Raw genomic sequence first — 16,190 nt, forward strand, 5'->3', positions numbered from 1 at the left:
ATGCTTTGTATCAGAAAAATTGAAGGCTGATCGCCATGAACGCCCCGCTTAATCATCCGCTGCCACTGCTCGATCTCGACGTTTTGCGCACTTTCGTGGCCATTGCCGAGACCGGCAGCTTCACCACCGCCGCCAATGCCGTCTTTCGTACGCCGTCGGCGGTGTCGATGCAGATCAAGAAGCTGGAAGACATTCTTGGCCGCTCGGTGTTCGCGCGCGACGCCCGCTCGGTGTCTTTGACCACGGACGGCGAGATGCTGCTCGGCTATGCCCGCAGGCTGCTGTCGATCAACCGCGAGGTGGTGTCGAAATTCATCATTCCCGAGATTGTCGGTGTGGTGCGGCTCGGCTCGCCGGATGATTATGGCGAGCGCGTGCTGCCGCATGTGCTGAAGCGCTTCGCGCAGTCGCACCCCTCGATCGCCGTCGATGTCACCATAGACCAGAGCAGCAATCTGCGCCGGCGCATGGACGATCGCGCGCTCGACATCACGCTTCTGACCAACTCCTACAAGACCAGCGCGCTCGGCGCCGAGGTGCTTTTGACCGAACCGATCGTGTGGGCCGGCGCCAAGGGCGGCTGCGCGCATCTGCGCGAACCGTTGCCGGTGTCGCTGTGGGAGGAGGGCTGCGCCTGGCGAGCCGGCGCGCTCGATGCGCTGGGGCGCGAGGGCCGCAACTATCGCGTCGCCTACATGAGCGCGCATACGGCCGGCCAGCGTGCCGCGATCATGGCCGACCTCGCGGTCGCGCCGCTGCCGCGGTCATTCCTCGGTAACGACATGGTCGAGCTCTGCCCGAAGGACGGCATGCCCGATATCGGCACCTACAATCTTGCCATGGTGGTGGCCCCGGACGCCAGCGCGCCGGTCAAGGCCGTCGCTGACCACATCCGTGCGACGTTCGAAGTGTTCCGGGAAACAGGCAAGTTCTGATCCGCCGCCGGATCGAAGCGACAAGCGTTACTCCGCCGCCTCGGCGGAGGGTGCTTCAAACCTTGTCTTCCTGTCTTGCCTGACCGGTGAGCGATTCTCGCTGAGGAACGCAACGATGTGCTGGCGAGCGCGTCGTGATTCCGGCATGTCGATCAGCGGCCAGACGTGGAACATGCCTTCCTCGTGGACGACATCGACCTCGACGCCGGCTGCCCGCGCCTTTTCGGCGAAGATCAGATTGTCGGGGGTCAGAAGATCACGCGAGCCCGTCAGCATCAGCGTTTTCGGCAGCACCGAGAGATCGCCGTAGACCGGGCTGATATGCCAGTCGCTGCGGTCCATGCCGGCACTGTACATCCGGATCGCCTCGAGGCCGCCCGGGATGCCGAGCCAGGGGTCGTTGCGCTCTGCCTCGAACAGCTCGGGATTGGAAAGCGACATGTCGAGCCCGGGTGAGATCAGCACATGGCGCGACGGCAAGGGCAGGGCCTCTTCGGCAGCCATCATGGTCAGCACCACGGCCATGTTGCCGCCGGCGGAATCGCCCATGAAGATGATATCCTCCGGTTCCGTCTCGTCCAGCATCTGGCGATAGACATCGCCGACCATGCCGAACATGGCGTGGAAATCGTGTTCCGGGGCGATGGGATAGATCGGCACGGTGATGCCGTAACCCAGCCGGTCGGCCATCTCGGCGATCAGATGCCAGTGGTAGGGTGTGATTTCAAAGACGTAAGCACCGCCATGCAGGTAGAGAATCCGCCTGTGCTCTCCGGCTCTGGGAGCAATTTCGTAGACCGGAAAGCCGTCGACGGTGCGTGTCTCGATGTCGAAACGCTGGTGTAGCGAGGCCGGCGGATGGTGATCCTCGGTCTTGCGCGCGGCCGCGATCCAGCGCTGCAGGTTTTCAGGGCTGGAAAACGCCTTCTTGCGGCTGTGCCTGAGCACGAAGGAAACGACGTGGCTTTTCAAACTTGGCATGCGGATACACGAACTTCGGCTGCAGCCGACTAAGAGAATTCCCCATCTCTTGCGAAGATCGTGCGTTGGCCAAAAATGTCAAGATTCACGCCGTGTCCACACGTCGGTGTGATGCGCGCTCCGTGTCAGCGGCGCGGCAAAAGCGCCACGCGCAGCCGGTTGCTGGTTCGGGCCGGGGATGTGCGAGATCCCCGGCGCCTGCCGAGCAGTTTGCATTTGTCGGCAAAGGTCATCAGCGCGGCGTGCCCAGAAGCAGCGAGGTGAGCGCGGCCTGCGGATCGCTCGGCGGCGAAGCCGGCCAGCCAATGTCCTTCTGGACATGCGCCGGCAGGCTGTTCAGCGCGCGGATCGCCTTGTTCCTGGCATGGGTCTGCCTGATGGTCACACCGAACCGGCCAAGATTTTCGAACATCGACATTTTCATCTCCCTTGAAGGACGACGGCGGCCGAGGATCGTCCCTGGCCGCCGTTCGATGTCCGCTAAATGCGCTCGTTATGTATCGGATGGATTTCGTGAAAACAGCGTTTTGGTTTCCGGATCCGGCGATCCGGAAACATTTGCATGCAAATGAAATCAGTGCGCGTGCCCGGATAGGCAGGCATGCCGGCCCGGCCTCGACTCATGCATGCCCCCGAAATCGGAGAGTTGACACCGGTCGAGGAATGCCTGTTATTGTGCAGTGCAGCATGGGGATGCTAACAGGGGTATGGGGCGTGGGCGAGATTCACAGCATTCAGTATCTTCGCGCGTTCGCTGCCGTCGCGGTCGTCTGTTTCCACGTCAGCGAACAGTTCAACGGGCCTTTCGCCGTTGGAGCGGCAGGCGTCGACATCTTCTTCGTCATAAGCGGTTTCATCATGTGGGTGACGACGGCGCGCCGCCCCACCGACCCGCGGCAATTCATGTGGCGGCGCATAGTTCGCATCGTACCGCTTTACTGGATCGTCACATTGGTGACCGCGGCCGGTATATTCCTCAAGCCGCAGTTTTTTTACGGGCATGAGCTCAGCTGGGATAATCTTATCGGGTCTCTGTTTTTCCTGCCCGTCCTGCAGAATGGTTCGCTGCATCCGGTGGTCATCCAAGGCTGGACGCTCTGCTACGAGATGATGTTCTACATCATCTTCGCGCTGGCGCTGCTGCTTGATGAGAAGCGGCGTCTCGCTGCAACGGTCGGCGCATTGCTGGCCATTGTCGTTTTGCACCTGTTCTGGCTGAGGGGATACGCCAGCGCTTTCACGTCGCCCATCGTGCTTGAGTTCGGAGCCGGCGTCGTCATCGGAAGATTGTGGATGAAGGACATCAAGCTTCAGCTGATCCTGGCCCTGTCTTTGATTGGTGGCGGGGTAATCCTGCTTGGGCTCGCCCAGGCGCTTGATCCGGAAATGCCGCGCGTGCTGCGCTGGGGCGTCCCGGCGACGTTGATTCTGGGCGGAGCGGTTTTTGCGGAGCGTGCCCGGCCTTCAAAGCCCTGGGCCTGGCTCCAGTTCGTGGGCGAAGCCTCGTATTCGATCTATTTGTGGCATGTGCTGGTGGCGATCATCATGACAGGCGTTTTGCTGCGGCTGGGCGTTCCGTCCGGCTGGCGACCTGTGTTGCTGGTCATGCTCAGCCTGGCTGCCTCCGCCTTGCTCTACCTGGCAATCGAAAAACCCCTGATCCGGCTGTTCAATCGGGCACGCCGCAAAGAACCTGCGATCAGACATGCCGCGGTTCAGCTTGGCGCCGCGGTCGAGTAGCAATTTCGAATGACAGTCCCGCGCGAACGCTATTCGCGGCCGCGTCGTGCCGCGTGGCCTTCGCGCGAGCGCCGGCGCGGGGTGGCGTCGCCGGCGACACCATCCTCGCTGACCGTCTTGCGTGGCGGCAGTTTCACCGCCGCCGACAATTTCGGGAACGGATCGACCTTGTTGGGCAGCGCCATGGCGTAGACGAAATGCTCCTGGAATTTCGGCTCCAGGGCAGTCTCGATCTTCTCGATCTGGCTCACCGTCTCCTCGATCTCGCGGCGATAGCCGCGATTCAAGAGCGCCATGCGTGCGCCGGCGCCGGCGGCGTTGCCGACGGCCGAGACCTTGTCGAGGTCGCAATCGGGGATCAGGCCCAGCACCATGGCGTATTTCGGGTCGATAAAGGAGCCGAAAGCGCCGGCGAAGTGGATGCGATCGACATGTTCGGTGTTCTGCTTTTCCATCAGCAGCTTGGTGCCGGCGTAAAGGGCGGCCTTGGCGAGCTGGATGGCGCGCACGTCGGTCTGGGTGATGGTGATCTTTGGTTCGCCTTCCTTCAGCACGTAGGAGAAGGTTCGGCCGTTGGCGACGACCCGGGGCGAGCGCAAGCTGAGCGATCCGTCGACGACGCCATCCTCGGAAATAATGCCGGCGAGATACATCTCCGCCACGATCTCGATGATGCCGGAACCGCAGATGCCGGTAACGCCCGTTGCCTGCACGCTGTCGAGGAAGCCTGGCTCGTCGGACCACAGTTCGGAGCCGATGACGCGGTATTTGGGCTCCAGCGTCTCGGGGTCGATGCGCACGCGCTCGATGGCGCCGGGCGCGGCACGCTGGCCGCCGGAGATTTCGGCGCCTTCGAAAGCGGGGCCGGTGGGAGATGAAGCAGCCACGACCCGCGCACGATTGCCAAGCACGATCTCGGCGTTGGTGCCTACGTCGACGATCAGCATCATCTCGTCCTGGCGATGCGGGCCTTCCGACAGCGTGACCGCCGCGGCATCGGCGCCGACATGGCCGGCGATGCAAGGCAGCATGTAGAGGCGAGCGCCTTGGTTGAGCTTGAGGCCGATATCGGAGGCCTTGATGCGCACCGCGCCCGAGACGGCGAGCGCGAAGGGGGCGCCGCCGAGTTCGGTCGGATCGATGCCGAGGAACAGATGGTGCATGATCGGATTGCCGACGAAGACGGAATCCAGGATGTCGTTGCGCTGGACATTGCCTTCCGCGCAGACCTTGTCGACGAGGCTGGAGATCGCCTCGCGCACAGCCACCGTCATGCCTTCGCGGCCATCCGGGTTCATCATCACATAGGAGACCCGGCTCATCAGATCCTCGCCGAAGCGGATCTGCGGGTTCGACGTGCCGGACGAAGCGGCGACACGGCCCGAGAGCAGCGACACCAGATGCATGGCGATGGTGGTCGAGCCGATGTCGCAGGCCAGGCCATAGGCCTCGTTCTTGAGGCCCGGCCACAGCGCGATGACGCGTGCGATGTCGCTGTCGGCATCCTTGTGGATGGCGGCGGTGGCGGTCCAGTTGCCCTTGCGCAATATGCCCTGCACCTGCGGCAGCAGGTAGAAATCGAATTCGAGGTTTTTAAAGCCCCAATCCTTCATCAGCGCGATCTTCAACCGGTCGAGGTCGCCGAGCGGCTTGTGCATGTCGGGCTCTTCGATCTCGACATAGCACATGCGGATCGCCGTATCGCGGGCGATCACCCTGGTATCGGCATCCTTGCGGATGGTCTGCGCATTGATGACGGTATCCTGCGGCACGTCGATGACGAGGTCGCCGAGGATCTGCGCCGAGCAGGACAGGCGGCGCCGTTCGGGCAAGCCGCGCACGCGCTCATAGCGCTCTTCCTTGGGCCCCTTGGGCGAAATGTGATCGTTGGAGGAGACGATCTTGTGCTTGGCGAAATTGCCTTCCTGTACCTCGATCTGGCAGCGCCCGCACGTGGCGCGGCCGCCGCAGACGCTCTCCACATAGACGCCGAGCTGGCGCGCGGCATCCAGCACCGGCGTGCCGACGGGAAACCGGCCGCGCTTGCCCGACGGCATGAACAGCACGAGCGGATCGGTGATGTTGGCGGGAGAATTCATGCTTGCACGTGTCTCGGTAAGAATTGTCGATACCGTTTAACGGATCGTCTCAGGATTGGGCGGAATGTCTGATGGTCCAGAGACCGATCATGTCCGATCTCCTGCTTTCCGGCATATTCACCGCCTTCACCATGGTGCGGCTGCTCAAGGGCCCATGGCTGCGCAATTCGCAATGCCTGGCCACCGGAATCGCAGGCGGCGCGACCGGTATATTCGGATCGTGGACGGGAGTGGCGTTGTTCGACGCCGTACAAGGCGTCGCCTGAACGCAAAGCAGACGCGTCCGACCGCATCAATGATGCGATCGGTTCAGCGTGGTTTGCGGTTCGGTTCACGATTGCGCGCTTATCCCCTGGCCATCCGGGCTTCACGTCCGCCGCGCCGGCGTCCGCCATTGCCGCCGCCTTCGCCGGGAGCATTGACCTGCGTCGGCGCCGCAACCGCCTGGCCGCCTTCGGCAGGCTTGTAGTCCTTGTAGGTCCTGATCCAGTTGGTGCAGTTCTCGTCGGTGCCGTTCAGCACATTGGCGCCGCGCACGGCTTCCATTTCCTGCGGCCGCACCGGGTTCATGATCGCCGAGGTCATGCCGGCGCCGATCACCATCGGGATGAAGGCGGCGTTGATGCCATGGCGATGCGGCAGGCCGAAGGAGATGTTGGACAGGCCGCAGGTGGTGTTGACCTTGAGCTCCTCGCGCAGGCGGCGCAGCAGCGCGAACACCTGGCGGCCGGCGTCGCCCAGCGCGCCGATCGGCATGACCAGCGGGTCGACGACGACGTCGTGCGCCGGAATGCCGAAATCGGCGCAGCGCTGCACGATCTTCTTGGCGACGGCGAAGCGCACATCCGGATCCATCGAAATGCCGGTCTCGTCATTGGAGATGGCGACGACCGGGACGTTGTATTTCTTGATCAGCGGCAGGATGGCCTCGAGCTTTTCCTCCTCGCCGGTGACGGAGTTGACCAGCGGGCGGCCCTTGGCGACCTTGAGTGCCGCCTCGATCGCGGCGGTGACCGAGCTGTCGATCGACAGCGGCAGGTCGACGAGACCCTGCACGATCTCCAGCGTCTGCACCAGCAGCGCCGGCTCGGTCGCATTGGGGTCGACCGCGGTGACGCCGGCATTGACGTCGAGCATGGTGGCGCCGCAGGCGGCCTGTTCCAGCGCGTCCTTGATGACGGTCTCGAAATTGCCGGCCACCATCTCGGCGGCGAGCTTCTTGCGGCCGGTCGGGTTGATGCGCTCGCCAATCACGCAGAAGGGCTGGTCGAAGCCGATGATGATTTCTCGTGTCGCCGAGGCAACGATGGTCCGGGTCATGAAATCTCTCCGTCGTGATATAAAGAGTTCTTTATATCGTTATCTCTTTTCGATCAAGCAAATGCTGATGCTCCGTGCGGGATCAGTGCGCGGTCTTCACCATATCCACCTGGGTTTCGGTAATCTCGTCATGCAGGATGTGGTCCAGCCGATCGGCAACCATCTGGTCGTCGCGACGGATCTCGCGCTTCCACGGCTGGCGGCCCTTGAGCACGCCCGATTCATCGACGATCTCGGCGACATATTCCTCCTGGCGGTAGGCCATCACATGGATGCCCGAAATGCCGGGGATTTCCTTCACCTCGTTGATGATGTCGATGCAGAGCTGCTTGCCTTCCTTCTTCTGGTCCTGGGCACCCTCCAGCCGCTTGATGACGGCGTCCGGGATATGGATACCCGGCACGTTGGAGCGGATCCACTTGGCGGTCTTGGCCGAGGCGAGGGGGCCGACGCCGCACAGGACGAACACTTTCTCGGTATGGCCGAGGTCGCGGGCCTTCTGCATGAAGGTCTTGAACATCGGCACGTCGAAACAATACTGCGTCTGCACGAACTGCGCGCCGGCGGCTATCTTCTTGCCAAGATGGATCGGGCGGAAATCGAAGGGCGGCGCGAACGGGTTGACGGCAGCACCCAGGAAGACCTGCGGCGGCGTCGTCAGCTTGCGGCCGGACAGGAACTTGCCGTTGTCGCGCATGATGCGGACGGTTTCGAGCAGCGACATGGAATCGAGGTCGAACACCGGCTTGGCGCCGGGCTGGTCGCCGGCCTGCACGCCGTCGCCGGTCAGGCACAGCATGTTGGCGACACCCATGGCGGCGCCGCCCAGCACGTCGCCCTGGATGGCGATGCGGTTCTTGTCGCGGCAGGCGATCTGCATGATCGGGGCATAGCCCATGCGGGTCAGAAGCGCGCAGATGCCGACCGAGGACATGTGGCAGTTGGCGCCCGAGGCATCGACGGCATTGATGGCGTCGACCCAGCCATCGAAGATCTTCGCCCTGTTGTAGACGTCCTCGGGGTCGGCGCTGTCTGGGGGATTGAGCTCGGTCGTCACCGCGAATTCACCGCGCCGCAGCACGCGCTCCAGCCGGCCGCGGGAAGAGTGGCCGGGCAGGGGATCGAGCGGCAGGTGAATGCCGGCCGGGTTTTCGTCGCGCTGGCGAGCGGTCATGCGGCGGCTCCGGTCTTTGGCGCGGCAGCGGCTTCACGGGTCGCCGCCGCCTGCGCGGTGACCCGCAGCCAGGCTGACGTTTCGCGCAACGACTGGTCGACCGGCTTCTGCACGGCCAGGATCTTGTCGCTATTGACCATGTTCTGCGAACCTTCCCAGGCCTTGACCCAGACGCAGGGCATGTCGGGCTCCACCTCGCAATTGCCGTTGGCGCGCACACCGCCGCAGGGACCGTTGCGCAACTGCTTGGGGCAATTCATCGGGCATGACATGCCGGTCGAGGACAGGATGCACTGGCCGCACATGCGGCAGTCGAACATGAAGCCCTTGACGCGCTTCTCGACGAATTTCACCGGAGCCTCGACGCGACCGTAGCCGATGCCTTTCCACAAGGGGTGCAGCAGCAGAAACATGTCGGCGAAGCGGGCGTAAAACCATTCGAGCAGGCGCGAATGCCGGATCGACCACAATCTTACCGCGAAAGAACGCTGCACGCGGCGCTGCGGCGACACGTCGGCCGGCTTGTAGTCGGATTTCGGCGCTGCCTTCTTGACCAGGGTGGCCTGGGTAACCGCCGGGTTGGTCTCAGACATTTTCTTTCCCGCCCGCCTTGACCAGAGCGACAAGCCGCTCGCGGTCGTATTTCGCATCGAGCTCCTGAAAAGCCTTTTCGACCTCGGCTTCGAGGTCGTCGCCAACCGGGACCGGATCGGCCTTGCGCCATTCGGCCAGATAGTCGTCGGTGCCGCCGGCGCCGGTGCGCATGGCGCACATGTCGATGGCCTCGGTGAAGCGCAGCGGCAGCTCACGCTTGGCGTTCTGCCGGCCCTTCTTGACGATGACCTGGGCAGGGATGTCGCGCCAGTAGACGACGATAAGATCGGCCATGAATTCTCGCTCCTCGAACTATCGAGCATTGCCGCATGCGCAATGGGGCCGCTTGTTATGGGACGACGCGCGCGCATTCAAAAGCGACGCATTTCAATGTCGTAAAATGAAAGGTGTCTTTATTCGTTTGCGACGTGCATCTGCGGCAGGTTCGGCATGCCGAAAAAGCCATCCTGCCTTATGCGGTGCCGGGCTGAAAAGAGCCTACCAGATTCCGGTTCTGAGGCCGGTCCAGACGTAGAACCAGATCGTCGGGTGATACCATTGTTTCGAAGCCAGTCCCGGGTCGATCGTCGTGAGTTTTCCGGCCAGTGCATCGCGCACGGCCTCGACGCAGATGTCGCGTGAGAACGCCGCCTGGCGCAGCGCGTGAGTTGAGATGGTGTCGCCTTTTTTCGGTCTGCCGCGGGCCTGCTTCAGCACGCCGCCAGTGTCGACGCCAGCGTCGACGAGATGGACAGTCGTGCCGAAATTCTGCGCGTCGCCTGATACCAGAGCCCAGTAGCCACCATTCATGCCGCGATATTTCGGCGTGATGCCCGCATGGTAGTTGAGCACCGGGCAAGGCATCTTGCTCAGCATCCCGGCCGAAATCAGCCGGCAACCGTTGAGCAGCACGACGCCTGGCTGGATCTTCTGGATCGCCTGCAGGCACTCAGGCCCATTGGCCGAGGCCACCTGGATGATCTCCTGGCCCGGTCGCGGCTCGACCTCAAGTTTCTCCTCCGCGATCAATCGCGCGCCATGGCTGGCCAGAAGCCGCTTGCCTAACCTGCTCAGCACCATCGTGCCAAGCTGGCCCATGGCCGAGACCCAGCCCTGGCGGCGAGCCCGGCCACGCAGCAATTGCTTTTTGGATTCAGGGATTTCGAGGATGACGCTGACAGGGCCAACGCGATCGGCGATTGCGTTGATCATGGCCCAGACATGCTGGCCGCCGCCGGTCACGACGACGATCGGCGCGCTGGTTGCTCCCGGTGAGGACATTGCCACTTCCCTGCCTTGCATGCGGCCGGCTGCCGCGTGCTGGCCGGATTTTGTGCCGGAAGGGGGTTAAATCTTGATGACCACGCTCAGCGCTTGAACTCGATGATGTCGAGCTTCGATTCGTAATAGGGCGCGGGAAGTTCGATGCGCCATTCGCTGGCGCTGGTGCGGAAGGCATAGCCGACCTGGTCGGTCTGCGGGCCGCTGCCGTAAGGTTTGGCCCGATCGTTGTTGACGGAGCCGGAGCCGAGATAGATTGCGCGCTTCTCGTTGTCGTCGAAGAAGCGGCCTTGGGTTCGCTGCGACCCGCTGATCTTTTCCAGCCGCCACCCGGAGCCGTCGTCGGTCACCTTGCACTTGAACCAGCCATAGATGACGAGTGGGCTCAACCCGCCCGCCTTGATGGTGCGACACTTCCAATAGCCAGTCAGGTCCTTGTCGGAGAACGACACCAGCGGCTTCGCCAGCAAGGCATCGAGCTGTTTGACATCGGCCGGATTGCCCGCCTTCGCCTCGGCAAGCGCTGCCTTGCGCGTCTCGCCATACTTGTCGAGACGGGTCTTGTCGGCAGGCGTGATCAGCTTCTGCACCTGGCCGTCGGCGAGCGTGGGCAAGGTGCAGCAGAGCAGGCCGATGGCCGCGAGCAGTGGGCGAAGGATCATCTGGAACTCCCCGAGTCTCTAAAATGGCAGTTGAAAATGGCAGTTAATGTCCGGAGCGGCGCTTCTGCCGGCTGGTGGCTGACTTTACCGGGTCGCTCGCGCCTGTCATCCGTGCTTAACAGCGTCACCGTCAAAAATCATGGTGGGGCGCATGCGAATCTTGCTCACGGGATCGTCGGGTTGGCTGGGCGGCACCCTGGCGCCGCGCCTGCGCGCACTTGGCCATGAGGTGATTGGCCTCGACCCTGTTCCATCTGTTGAAACGCAGATGATCGGCTCGATCGCCGAGCGTGACCTGGTTATGCGGGCGGTCGGGGATAATGGCATCGAAGCCATCATCCACAGCGGCGCGCTGCACAAGCCCAATATAGAGAGCCGCGCCAACAGCGATTTCGTCGCCACCAATGTGCAGGGCACGCTGAACCTGCTCGACGCGGCGGTGGCGACCGGCGTCGAACGCTTCGTCTTCACCTCGACAACCTCGCTGATGATCTCGCAAGCGATACGCCACGGGTTCAAGGGCGGTGCCCGCAAGGCCGCCTGGCTGACGGAGGCGATGTCGCCCGAGCCGCGCAACATCTATGGCGTGACCAAGCTCTCGGCCGAACATCTCTGCCGCCTCTATCATCTTCAGCACGGCCTGCCGGTGGTCGTCCTGCGCACGGCCCGCTTCTTTCCCGAAGCCGATGACATGGCGCATGCGATCGAACAATCGGATGCCAACACCAAGGCGAACGAATTGCTGTTCCGGCGGCTGACGGTGGAAGATGCGGCCGAGGCCCATGTCGCCGCGCTGGAGAAGGCGCCGCAGCTTGGCTTCGATACGTTTATCATCTGTGCGCCGACGCCGTTCCAGCCCGACGACTGCGATGCACTGATCAGGGATGCGCCGTCGGTTGTCGGGCGCTATTTCCCGGACTTCGCGGCGCTCTACGCGCGCAAGGGCTGGACGATGTTTTCCTCCATCGACCGGGTCTATGACGCGTCGCGGGCGAGGGACAGGCTGGGTTTTGTCTGCAGGACGAGCTTTGCCGATGTGCTGGCGGCGCTAAGCGCGGAGAACGGGCCGGGCTAGATCAATTCACCCGTTTTTGCTGCTTGCGCCATCCCCGCGGTCAGGTCGCCATAGCCGGTCGCGCGCCGCTCATAGGCGAGGCCGAGCAGGACGGCGGCCTTTTCCGCGACCTTGTCGAGCTCGGGATCATCGGTCTGGGCGAGATAGATCAGCTTCTCGTAGTTGCCGAAATAGTCCTTGATCAGCTCCGGGTGCTTGTCGAGGCCGAGCGGCTTCATGAAGAAGGCATCGAACTGGCGGCACAGGAAATCCGTCATGTAGAAGGACATCATGTCGTCGTCGGCAACCTTCGCGTAGGCTTCCATGCCTTGATAGAAGGCGAAGCAATGCGGGCCAGCCATGCGCTCGACGCCATGTTTCTCGATGACGCGGTCGAGCAGGCCACCGGTGCCGCAATCGGCATAGCCGACGAAGATGTGCTCGTAGCCCTCCGCCTTGGCCTTCCCGATCGCCTTGTCCATGGCGGGCGCGATGCGGTCGGGATAGAAGTGAAACTCGGCAGGCAGGCAGGTCAGGTCAAGGTGATCCAGCCCGAGCTGTTCCTTGACGGCCAATACCTCGCGCGCAATCATCCCGCAGGCGATGACGAGCAGCCTGTCTGTCTGATTCGGTTTCGTTTTTTGCGTCTTGACCAAGTCGAGCCGGCTTTCGCTGCGGGGCTAATCTATCTGTCGAGGGAGACACCGTCCATGAAACTGCTGCGCATCGCGCCGATTGCCATTCTTGCCTGTGCCTTGGCCCTTACAGCCTGCGCCAACACCATTCGGGGCGTCGGCAAGGATGTCAAATCGACGGCAAGGGCTGTCAAAGACACTGTCGCCAACTGATCGGCGGCCTCATCCATCATCTGGGAACAAAAAAGCCGCGCTGCAAGGCGCGGCTTTTTCTGTCTGTCCATCCTGATGCCTTGGATCAGGCGGAAGCGCGCACGTTATGCTTGCGCTTCATGAAGTCCTTGGCGGTCTCGACCGCCACCGCGGCATCGCGGCAATAAGCGTCGGCGCCGACGGCCTTGCCGAATTCCTCGTTGAGCGGGGCGCCGCCAACCAGCACGACATAGTCGTCGCGGATGCCCTTTTCCTTCATCGTGTCGATGACGACCTTCATGTAGGGCATGGTCGTGGTCAAAAGCGCCGACATGCCGATGATGTCGGGCTGATGCTGCTCGATCGCATCGAGATATTTCTCGACCGCGTTGTTGATGCCGAGATCGATGACGTCGAAGCCGGCGCCCTCCATCATCATGCCGACCAGGTTCTTGCCGATGTCGTGGATGTCGCCCTTGACGGTGCCGATCACCATCTTGCCCTGCTTCGGCGCGCCGGTGGCGGCAAGCAGCGGGCGCAGGATGAACATGCCGGCCTTCATGGCGTTGGCGGACAGCAGCACTTCGGGAACGAACAGGATGCCGTCGCGGAAATCCTCGCCGACGATGCGCATGCCTTCGACAAGCGCCTCGGTCAGCACCTTGTAGGGCACCCAGCCGCGCTCCAGCAGGATGCGCGTGCCTTCCTCGATCTCTTCCTTCAACCCGTCATAGAGGTCGTCGTGCATCTGCTGCACCAACTCGTCGTCGGAAAGTTCAGAAAGGATGATCTCGTCGTCGGACATTTTAATCCAGCTCCTCACGGCATCGCGACTGTGTCGCAAGGCACAAAATATTGGCGTTCATACCTAACCCGCAACGGGCGGGTATCCATAGCTGATTTGCGACTTCCCGCAAAAGGAAAGCGACTGGAAAATCTATTGGTTTTCTTGTCGATTTTGCGACAGGCGTTGGCGCGGACGGGCCGTTTCGAATAGGGTGCATGGCTACGATCCGGCGAAAGCCGCGCCATGCGGCCGCAACGGTTACGGACCGGCCCATATTAGGGCCCAGCCAGGGAAGAGCGATCATGAGCGAACACGCGGCAGTCGACCAGGAAGCGTCAAACGCGCGGCGTGGGCGCGGCGCGAGCGGCGGAGCCGCGGCCAGGCGCGCGGCGCGCTCCGGCGGCGGGCCCGGCACCCAGCTCACCTATATCAAGCGCAAGATCAACGTCTATGAGGTGCTCGACGAGGAAGGGCTGGCGCTGATCGAGAAGAACACCGACACGGTGCTCGAGGAAATCGGCATCATCTTCCGCGACGACGCCGAAGCGCTGCAGCTGTGGAAAGAGGCCGGCGCCGACGTCAAGGGCGAGCGCGTGCATTTCCCGAAGGGGCTTTGCCGTTCGCTCCTGAAGACCGCGCCGTCCGTCTATACACAGCATGCCCGCAATTCAGAACGCTCGGTGCAGATCGGCGGCAATGCCACGGTGTTCGCACCGGTCTACGGTCCGCCCTTCGTGCGCGACCTCGATGGTGTCAGGCGCTATGCGACGATCGAGGATTTCCGGAATTTCGTGAAGCTGGCCTATATGGCGCCGTCGATTCACCATTCCGGCGGCACTGTGTGCGAACCGGTCGACGTGCCGGTCAACAAGCGCCACCTCGACATGATCTATTCGCACATAAAGTACTCGGACAAGCCGTTCATGGGTTCGGTGACCGCGCCGGAGCGCGCCGAGGACACCGTCGCCATGGCCAAGCTCGTCTTCGGCGACGATTTCGTCGAGAACAACACGGTGCTGACCAGCCTGATCAACGCCAACTCGCCGATGGTGTTCGACGAAACCATGCTTGGCGCGCTGAAGGTCTATTCGCGGCACAACCAGGCCTGCATCGTCACGCCGTTCATCCTTGCCGGCGCGATGAGCCCGGTGACGGTCGCCGGCACGCTGACGCAGGTCCTGGCCGAAGTGCTGGCCGGCGCATCGTTCACCCAGCTGATCCGGCCGGGCGCGCCGGTGCTGTTCGGCACCTTCGCCTCGTCGATCTCGATGCAGTCGGGCGCGCCGACCTTCGGCACGCCGGAACCGTCGCTGGTCTCCTACGGCGCGGCACAACTCGCCCGCCGTCTCGGCCTGCCGTTCCGCACCGGCGGTTCGCTCTGCGCGTCCAAGGTTCCGGATGCGCAGGCCGCCTATGAAAGCGCCAACACGCTGAACTCGACCATCCTTGCCGGCACCAACTTTGTCCTTCACTCGGCCGGCTGGCTCGAGGGCGGGCTGGCGTCCTGCTACGAAAAATTCATGATGGACGTCGACCAGCTCGGCATGCAGCAGAAATTCGCCGAGGGCGTTGATCTGTCGGAGAACGGCCAGGCGATGGATGCCATCCGCCAGGTCGGGCCGGGCAGCCATTATCTCGGCTGCGACCATACCCAGGCCAATTTCCAGACCGCCTTCTACCGCTCCAACATCGCCGACAACAATTCCTATGAGCAGTGGCTGGCCGAAGGCGAAAAGACCGCGCCGCAACGCGCCAACGATCTAGCCCGCCGCTGGCTGGAGAGCTACGAGGCGCCGCATCTCGACCCGAGCATCGACGAAGCCCTGAAGGACTTCATCGCCAGGAAGAAGGGGTCGATGCCCGACGCCTTCACCTGAAAGGAGCCCGAGTCAGGCGGGGCTAAAGTCGCCAACATCATCCACAAGGAAGTCTGGCGGAGTGCCTTCTCCGATCCGGACAAGAAGGGATGACTTCGTGCGCGGCATGATCGAAGGGATCACGGCCGCGCTTGACGCCAACGGCCTCGTCCTGCGTGGCGGCTTTGCTTTTTCCGATAGCGATGCCCCTCATGGCGCTTCGGGTGCATCGGCAAGGTCCATTCTGCTGGTGGGGCAGGCGGGTGCCGCACCCTGGCGGCATTTCCTGCGCTGGCGAGAGCAACAACCCCAGGCAATCGCCAATCCGCTCGACACATGGTCACGCGAAATAATCGGCGCGATCGCGGAAAAATTTGGCGCCCGCGCCGTTTCGCCCTCGGACAAGCCCTATCTGCCGTTCCAGCAATGGGCGATGCGTGCTGAGGGGCTAAAACCGTCGCCGCTCGGTATTCTCATGCATCCGCAATACGGGCTCTGGCATGCCTATCGCGGCGCGTTGCTATTCGAGGACGAGATCGCGCTCCCGGAGCGGGCTGATGCAGTCCACCTTTGCGACACCTGTATCGAGAAACCTTGCCTGAAATCCTGTCCGGTCGATGCCTATTCCAGGGAAGGCTTCGTCTACCAGGCCTGCCTGGCGCATGTGCGTGGCGGGAATGGCGAACCGTGCCGGAGCGGCGGCTGCCTCGACCGCAATGCCTGTCCCTATGGCACCGCCTATCGTTATCCGCCGGAAGTTCAGGCCTTCCATATGGCGAGCTTCGCACGGGCCGGGAGCTGATCGTCGCCATTGCGTGGCGCTTGGACTTGCTGATGTGAACCTTGACGGCAGGCAAAAGCAAGCCTATTCATCAAGTCA

General features: G+C 62.7%; 18 protein-coding genes. 7 read left to right on the forward strand and 11 right to left on the reverse strand.

Annotated elements, in window-relative coordinates:
• Nucleotides 1-35 precede the first annotated feature (35 nt).
• Nucleotides 36-935 carry a LysR substrate-binding domain-containing protein gene (locus AC07UC_RS18975; protein ID WP_027043894.1) on the forward strand — a complete coding sequence of 300 codons (900 nt, stop codon included), beginning with the start codon at nucleotides 36-38 and terminating at the stop codon, nucleotides 933-935.
• A 27-nt stretch (nucleotides 936-962) separates the two neighbouring features.
• On the opposite strand, the gene AC07UC_RS18980 is transcribed toward AC07UC_RS18975, so the two are convergent.
• Nucleotides 963-1,916: an alpha/beta hydrolase gene (locus tag AC07UC_RS18980; RefSeq protein WP_140772961.1), complete on the reverse strand. Its 954-nt coding sequence runs from the start codon at nucleotides 1,914-1,916 to the stop codon at nucleotides 963-965.
• 232 nt (nucleotides 1,917-2,148) lie between these two features.
• On the reverse strand, nucleotides 2,149-2,334 hold the full coding sequence (locus AC07UC_RS18985) for a hypothetical protein (RefSeq protein ID WP_056573465.1): 186 nt from the start codon (nucleotides 2,332-2,334) through the stop codon (nucleotides 2,149-2,151).
• A 296-nt stretch (nucleotides 2,335-2,630) separates the two neighbouring features.
• Between AC07UC_RS18985 and AC07UC_RS18990 the strand changes: the two genes are divergently transcribed.
• Nucleotides 2,631-3,656: an acyltransferase family protein gene (locus tag AC07UC_RS18990; RefSeq protein WP_494907035.1), complete on the forward strand. Its 1,026-nt coding sequence runs from the start codon at nucleotides 2,631-2,633 to the stop codon at nucleotides 3,654-3,656.
• 29 nt (nucleotides 3,657-3,685) lie between these two features.
• Here AC07UC_RS18990 and AC07UC_RS18995 read toward each other — a convergent pair whose 3' ends face one another.
• Complete coding sequence (locus AC07UC_RS18995; protein WP_494907036.1) at nucleotides 3,686-5,755, reverse strand: ASKHA domain-containing protein; 2,070 nt, start codon at nucleotides 5,753-5,755, stop codon at nucleotides 3,686-3,688.
• A gap of 71 nt (nucleotides 5,756-5,826) precedes the next feature.
• On the opposite strand from AC07UC_RS18995, the gene AC07UC_RS19000 reads away from it, so the two are divergent.
• On the forward strand, nucleotides 5,827-6,021 hold the full coding sequence (locus AC07UC_RS19000) for a hypothetical protein (protein ID WP_494907037.1): 195 nt from the start codon (nucleotides 5,827-5,829) through the stop codon (nucleotides 6,019-6,021).
• Nucleotides 6,022-6,100: 79 nt separating this feature from the next.
• On the opposite strand, the gene AC07UC_RS19005 is transcribed toward AC07UC_RS19000, so the two are convergent.
• From AC07UC_RS19005 to AC07UC_RS19030, 6 genes are all read right to left on the reverse strand, one after another.
• Nucleotides 6,101-7,075 (reverse strand): methyltetrahydrofolate cobalamin methyltransferase, encoded by a 975-nt coding sequence (locus tag AC07UC_RS19005; protein WP_056572581.1) that lies wholly within the window; start codon nucleotides 7,073-7,075, stop codon nucleotides 6,101-6,103.
• Between the two features lie 82 nt (nucleotides 7,076-7,157).
• Nucleotides 7,158-8,249: a methylenetetrahydrofolate reductase gene (locus tag AC07UC_RS19010; RefSeq protein ID WP_140772967.1), complete on the reverse strand. Its 1,092-nt coding sequence runs from the start codon at nucleotides 8,247-8,249 to the stop codon at nucleotides 7,158-7,160.
• On the reverse strand, nucleotides 8,246-8,842 hold the full coding sequence (locus AC07UC_RS19015) for a methylenetetrahydrofolate reductase C-terminal domain-containing protein (RefSeq protein ID WP_140772969.1): 597 nt from the start codon (nucleotides 8,840-8,842) through the stop codon (nucleotides 8,246-8,248). Before AC07UC_RS19015 ends, AC07UC_RS19010 begins: the two co-directional genes overlap by 4 nt.
• Complete coding sequence (locus tag AC07UC_RS19020) at nucleotides 8,835-9,137, reverse strand: virulence factor (protein WP_056572575.1); 303 nt, start codon at nucleotides 9,135-9,137, stop codon at nucleotides 8,835-8,837. Before AC07UC_RS19020 ends, AC07UC_RS19015 begins: the two co-directional genes overlap by 8 nt.
• A gap of 204 nt (nucleotides 9,138-9,341) precedes the next feature.
• Nucleotides 9,342-10,124, reverse strand: coding sequence for a formyl transferase (locus tag AC07UC_RS19025; protein ID WP_140772971.1), 783 nt, complete (start codon nucleotides 10,122-10,124; stop codon nucleotides 9,342-9,344).
• Between the two features lie 86 nt (nucleotides 10,125-10,210).
• On the reverse strand, nucleotides 10,211-10,786 hold the full coding sequence (locus AC07UC_RS19030) for a DUF4893 domain-containing protein (protein WP_494907038.1): 576 nt from the start codon (nucleotides 10,784-10,786) through the stop codon (nucleotides 10,211-10,213).
• Nucleotides 10,787-10,937: 151 nt separating this feature from the next.
• On the opposite strand from AC07UC_RS19030, the gene AC07UC_RS19035 reads away from it, so the two are divergent.
• Complete coding sequence (locus tag AC07UC_RS19035) at nucleotides 10,938-11,861, forward strand: NAD-dependent epimerase/dehydratase family protein (protein WP_494907039.1); 924 nt, start codon at nucleotides 10,938-10,940, stop codon at nucleotides 11,859-11,861.
• Here AC07UC_RS19035 and AC07UC_RS19040 read toward each other — a convergent pair.
• A complete protein-coding gene (locus tag AC07UC_RS19040; RefSeq protein ID WP_202321830.1) occupies nucleotides 11,858-12,496 on the reverse strand; it encodes a DUF1638 domain-containing protein in 639 nt (212 codons plus the stop codon). The genes AC07UC_RS19035 and AC07UC_RS19040 overlap by 4 nt on opposite strands.
• A gap of 54 nt (nucleotides 12,497-12,550) precedes the next feature.
• On the opposite strand from AC07UC_RS19040, the gene AC07UC_RS19045 reads away from it, so the two are divergent.
• Nucleotides 12,551-12,688: an entericidin A/B family lipoprotein gene (locus tag AC07UC_RS19045; protein WP_019858698.1), complete on the forward strand. Its 138-nt coding sequence runs from the start codon at nucleotides 12,551-12,553 to the stop codon at nucleotides 12,686-12,688.
• An 85-nt stretch (nucleotides 12,689-12,773) separates the two neighbouring features.
• Here the strand turns inward: AC07UC_RS19045 and AC07UC_RS19050 are convergent, their stop codons facing one another.
• Nucleotides 12,774-13,472 carry a corrinoid protein gene (locus tag AC07UC_RS19050; protein ID WP_027046950.1) on the reverse strand — a complete coding sequence of 233 codons (699 nt, stop codon included), beginning with the start codon at nucleotides 13,470-13,472 and terminating at the stop codon, nucleotides 12,774-12,776.
• 284 nt (nucleotides 13,473-13,756) lie between these two features.
• On the opposite strand from AC07UC_RS19050, the gene AC07UC_RS19055 reads away from it, so the two are divergent.
• Nucleotides 13,757-15,331 carry a trimethylamine methyltransferase family protein gene (locus AC07UC_RS19055; protein WP_140772979.1) on the forward strand — a complete coding sequence of 525 codons (1,575 nt, stop codon included), beginning with the start codon at nucleotides 13,757-13,759 and terminating at the stop codon, nucleotides 15,329-15,331.
• A 97-nt stretch (nucleotides 15,332-15,428) separates the two neighbouring features.
• A complete protein-coding gene (locus AC07UC_RS19060; RefSeq protein WP_494907040.1) occupies nucleotides 15,429-16,112 on the forward strand; it encodes a hypothetical protein in 684 nt (227 codons plus the stop codon).
• Nucleotides 16,113-16,190 lie beyond the last annotated feature (78 nt).

The sequence above is a fragment of the Mesorhizobium sp. GW821-FHT04C10 genome (genome assembly GCF_059420305.1).

Coding starts and splice junctions, on each gene's coding strand:
- AC07UC_RS18975 (WP_027043894.1), top strand. CDS start 36: ATGAACGCCCCGCTTAATCATCCGCTGCCACTGCTCGATCTCGACGTT.
- AC07UC_RS18980 (WP_140772961.1), bottom strand. CDS start 1,916: ATGCCAAGTTTGAAAAGCCACGTCGTTTCCTTCGTGCTCAGGCACAGC.
- AC07UC_RS18985 (WP_056573465.1), bottom strand. CDS start 2,334: ATGTCGATGTTCGAAAATCTTGGCCGGTTCGGTGTGACCATCAGGCAG.
- AC07UC_RS18995 (WP_494907036.1), bottom strand. CDS start 5,755: ATGAATTCTCCCGCCAACATCACCGATCCGCTCGTGCTGTTCATGCCG.
- AC07UC_RS19000 (WP_494907037.1), top strand. CDS start 5,827: ATGGTCCAGAGACCGATCATGTCCGATCTCCTGCTTTCCGGCATATTC.
- AC07UC_RS19005 (WP_056572581.1), bottom strand. CDS start 7,075: ATGACCCGGACCATCGTTGCCTCGGCGACACGAGAAATCATCATCGGC.
- AC07UC_RS19010 (WP_140772967.1), bottom strand. CDS start 8,249: ATGACCGCTCGCCAGCGCGACGAAAACCCGGCCGGCATTCACCTGCCG.
- AC07UC_RS19015 (WP_140772969.1), bottom strand. CDS start 8,842: ATGTCTGAGACCAACCCGGCGGTTACCCAGGCCACCCTGGTCAAGAAG.
- AC07UC_RS19020 (WP_056572575.1), bottom strand. CDS start 9,137: ATGGCCGATCTTATCGTCGTCTACTGGCGCGACATCCCTGCCCAGGTC.
- AC07UC_RS19025 (WP_140772971.1), bottom strand. CDS start 10,124: ATGTCCTCACCGGGAGCAACCAGCGCGCCGATCGTCGTCGTGACCGGC.
- AC07UC_RS19030 (WP_494907038.1), bottom strand. CDS start 10,786: ATGATCCTTCGCCCACTGCTCGCGGCCATCGGCCTGCTCTGCTGCACC.
- AC07UC_RS19035 (WP_494907039.1), top strand. CDS start 10,938: ATGCGAATCTTGCTCACGGGATCGTCGGGTTGGCTGGGCGGCACCCTG.
- AC07UC_RS19045 (WP_019858698.1), top strand. CDS start 12,551: ATGAAACTGCTGCGCATCGCGCCGATTGCCATTCTTGCCTGTGCCTTG.
- AC07UC_RS19050 (WP_027046950.1), bottom strand. CDS start 13,472: ATGTCCGACGACGAGATCATCCTTTCTGAACTTTCCGACGACGAGTTG.
- AC07UC_RS19055 (WP_140772979.1), top strand. CDS start 13,757: ATGAGCGAACACGCGGCAGTCGACCAGGAAGCGTCAAACGCGCGGCGT.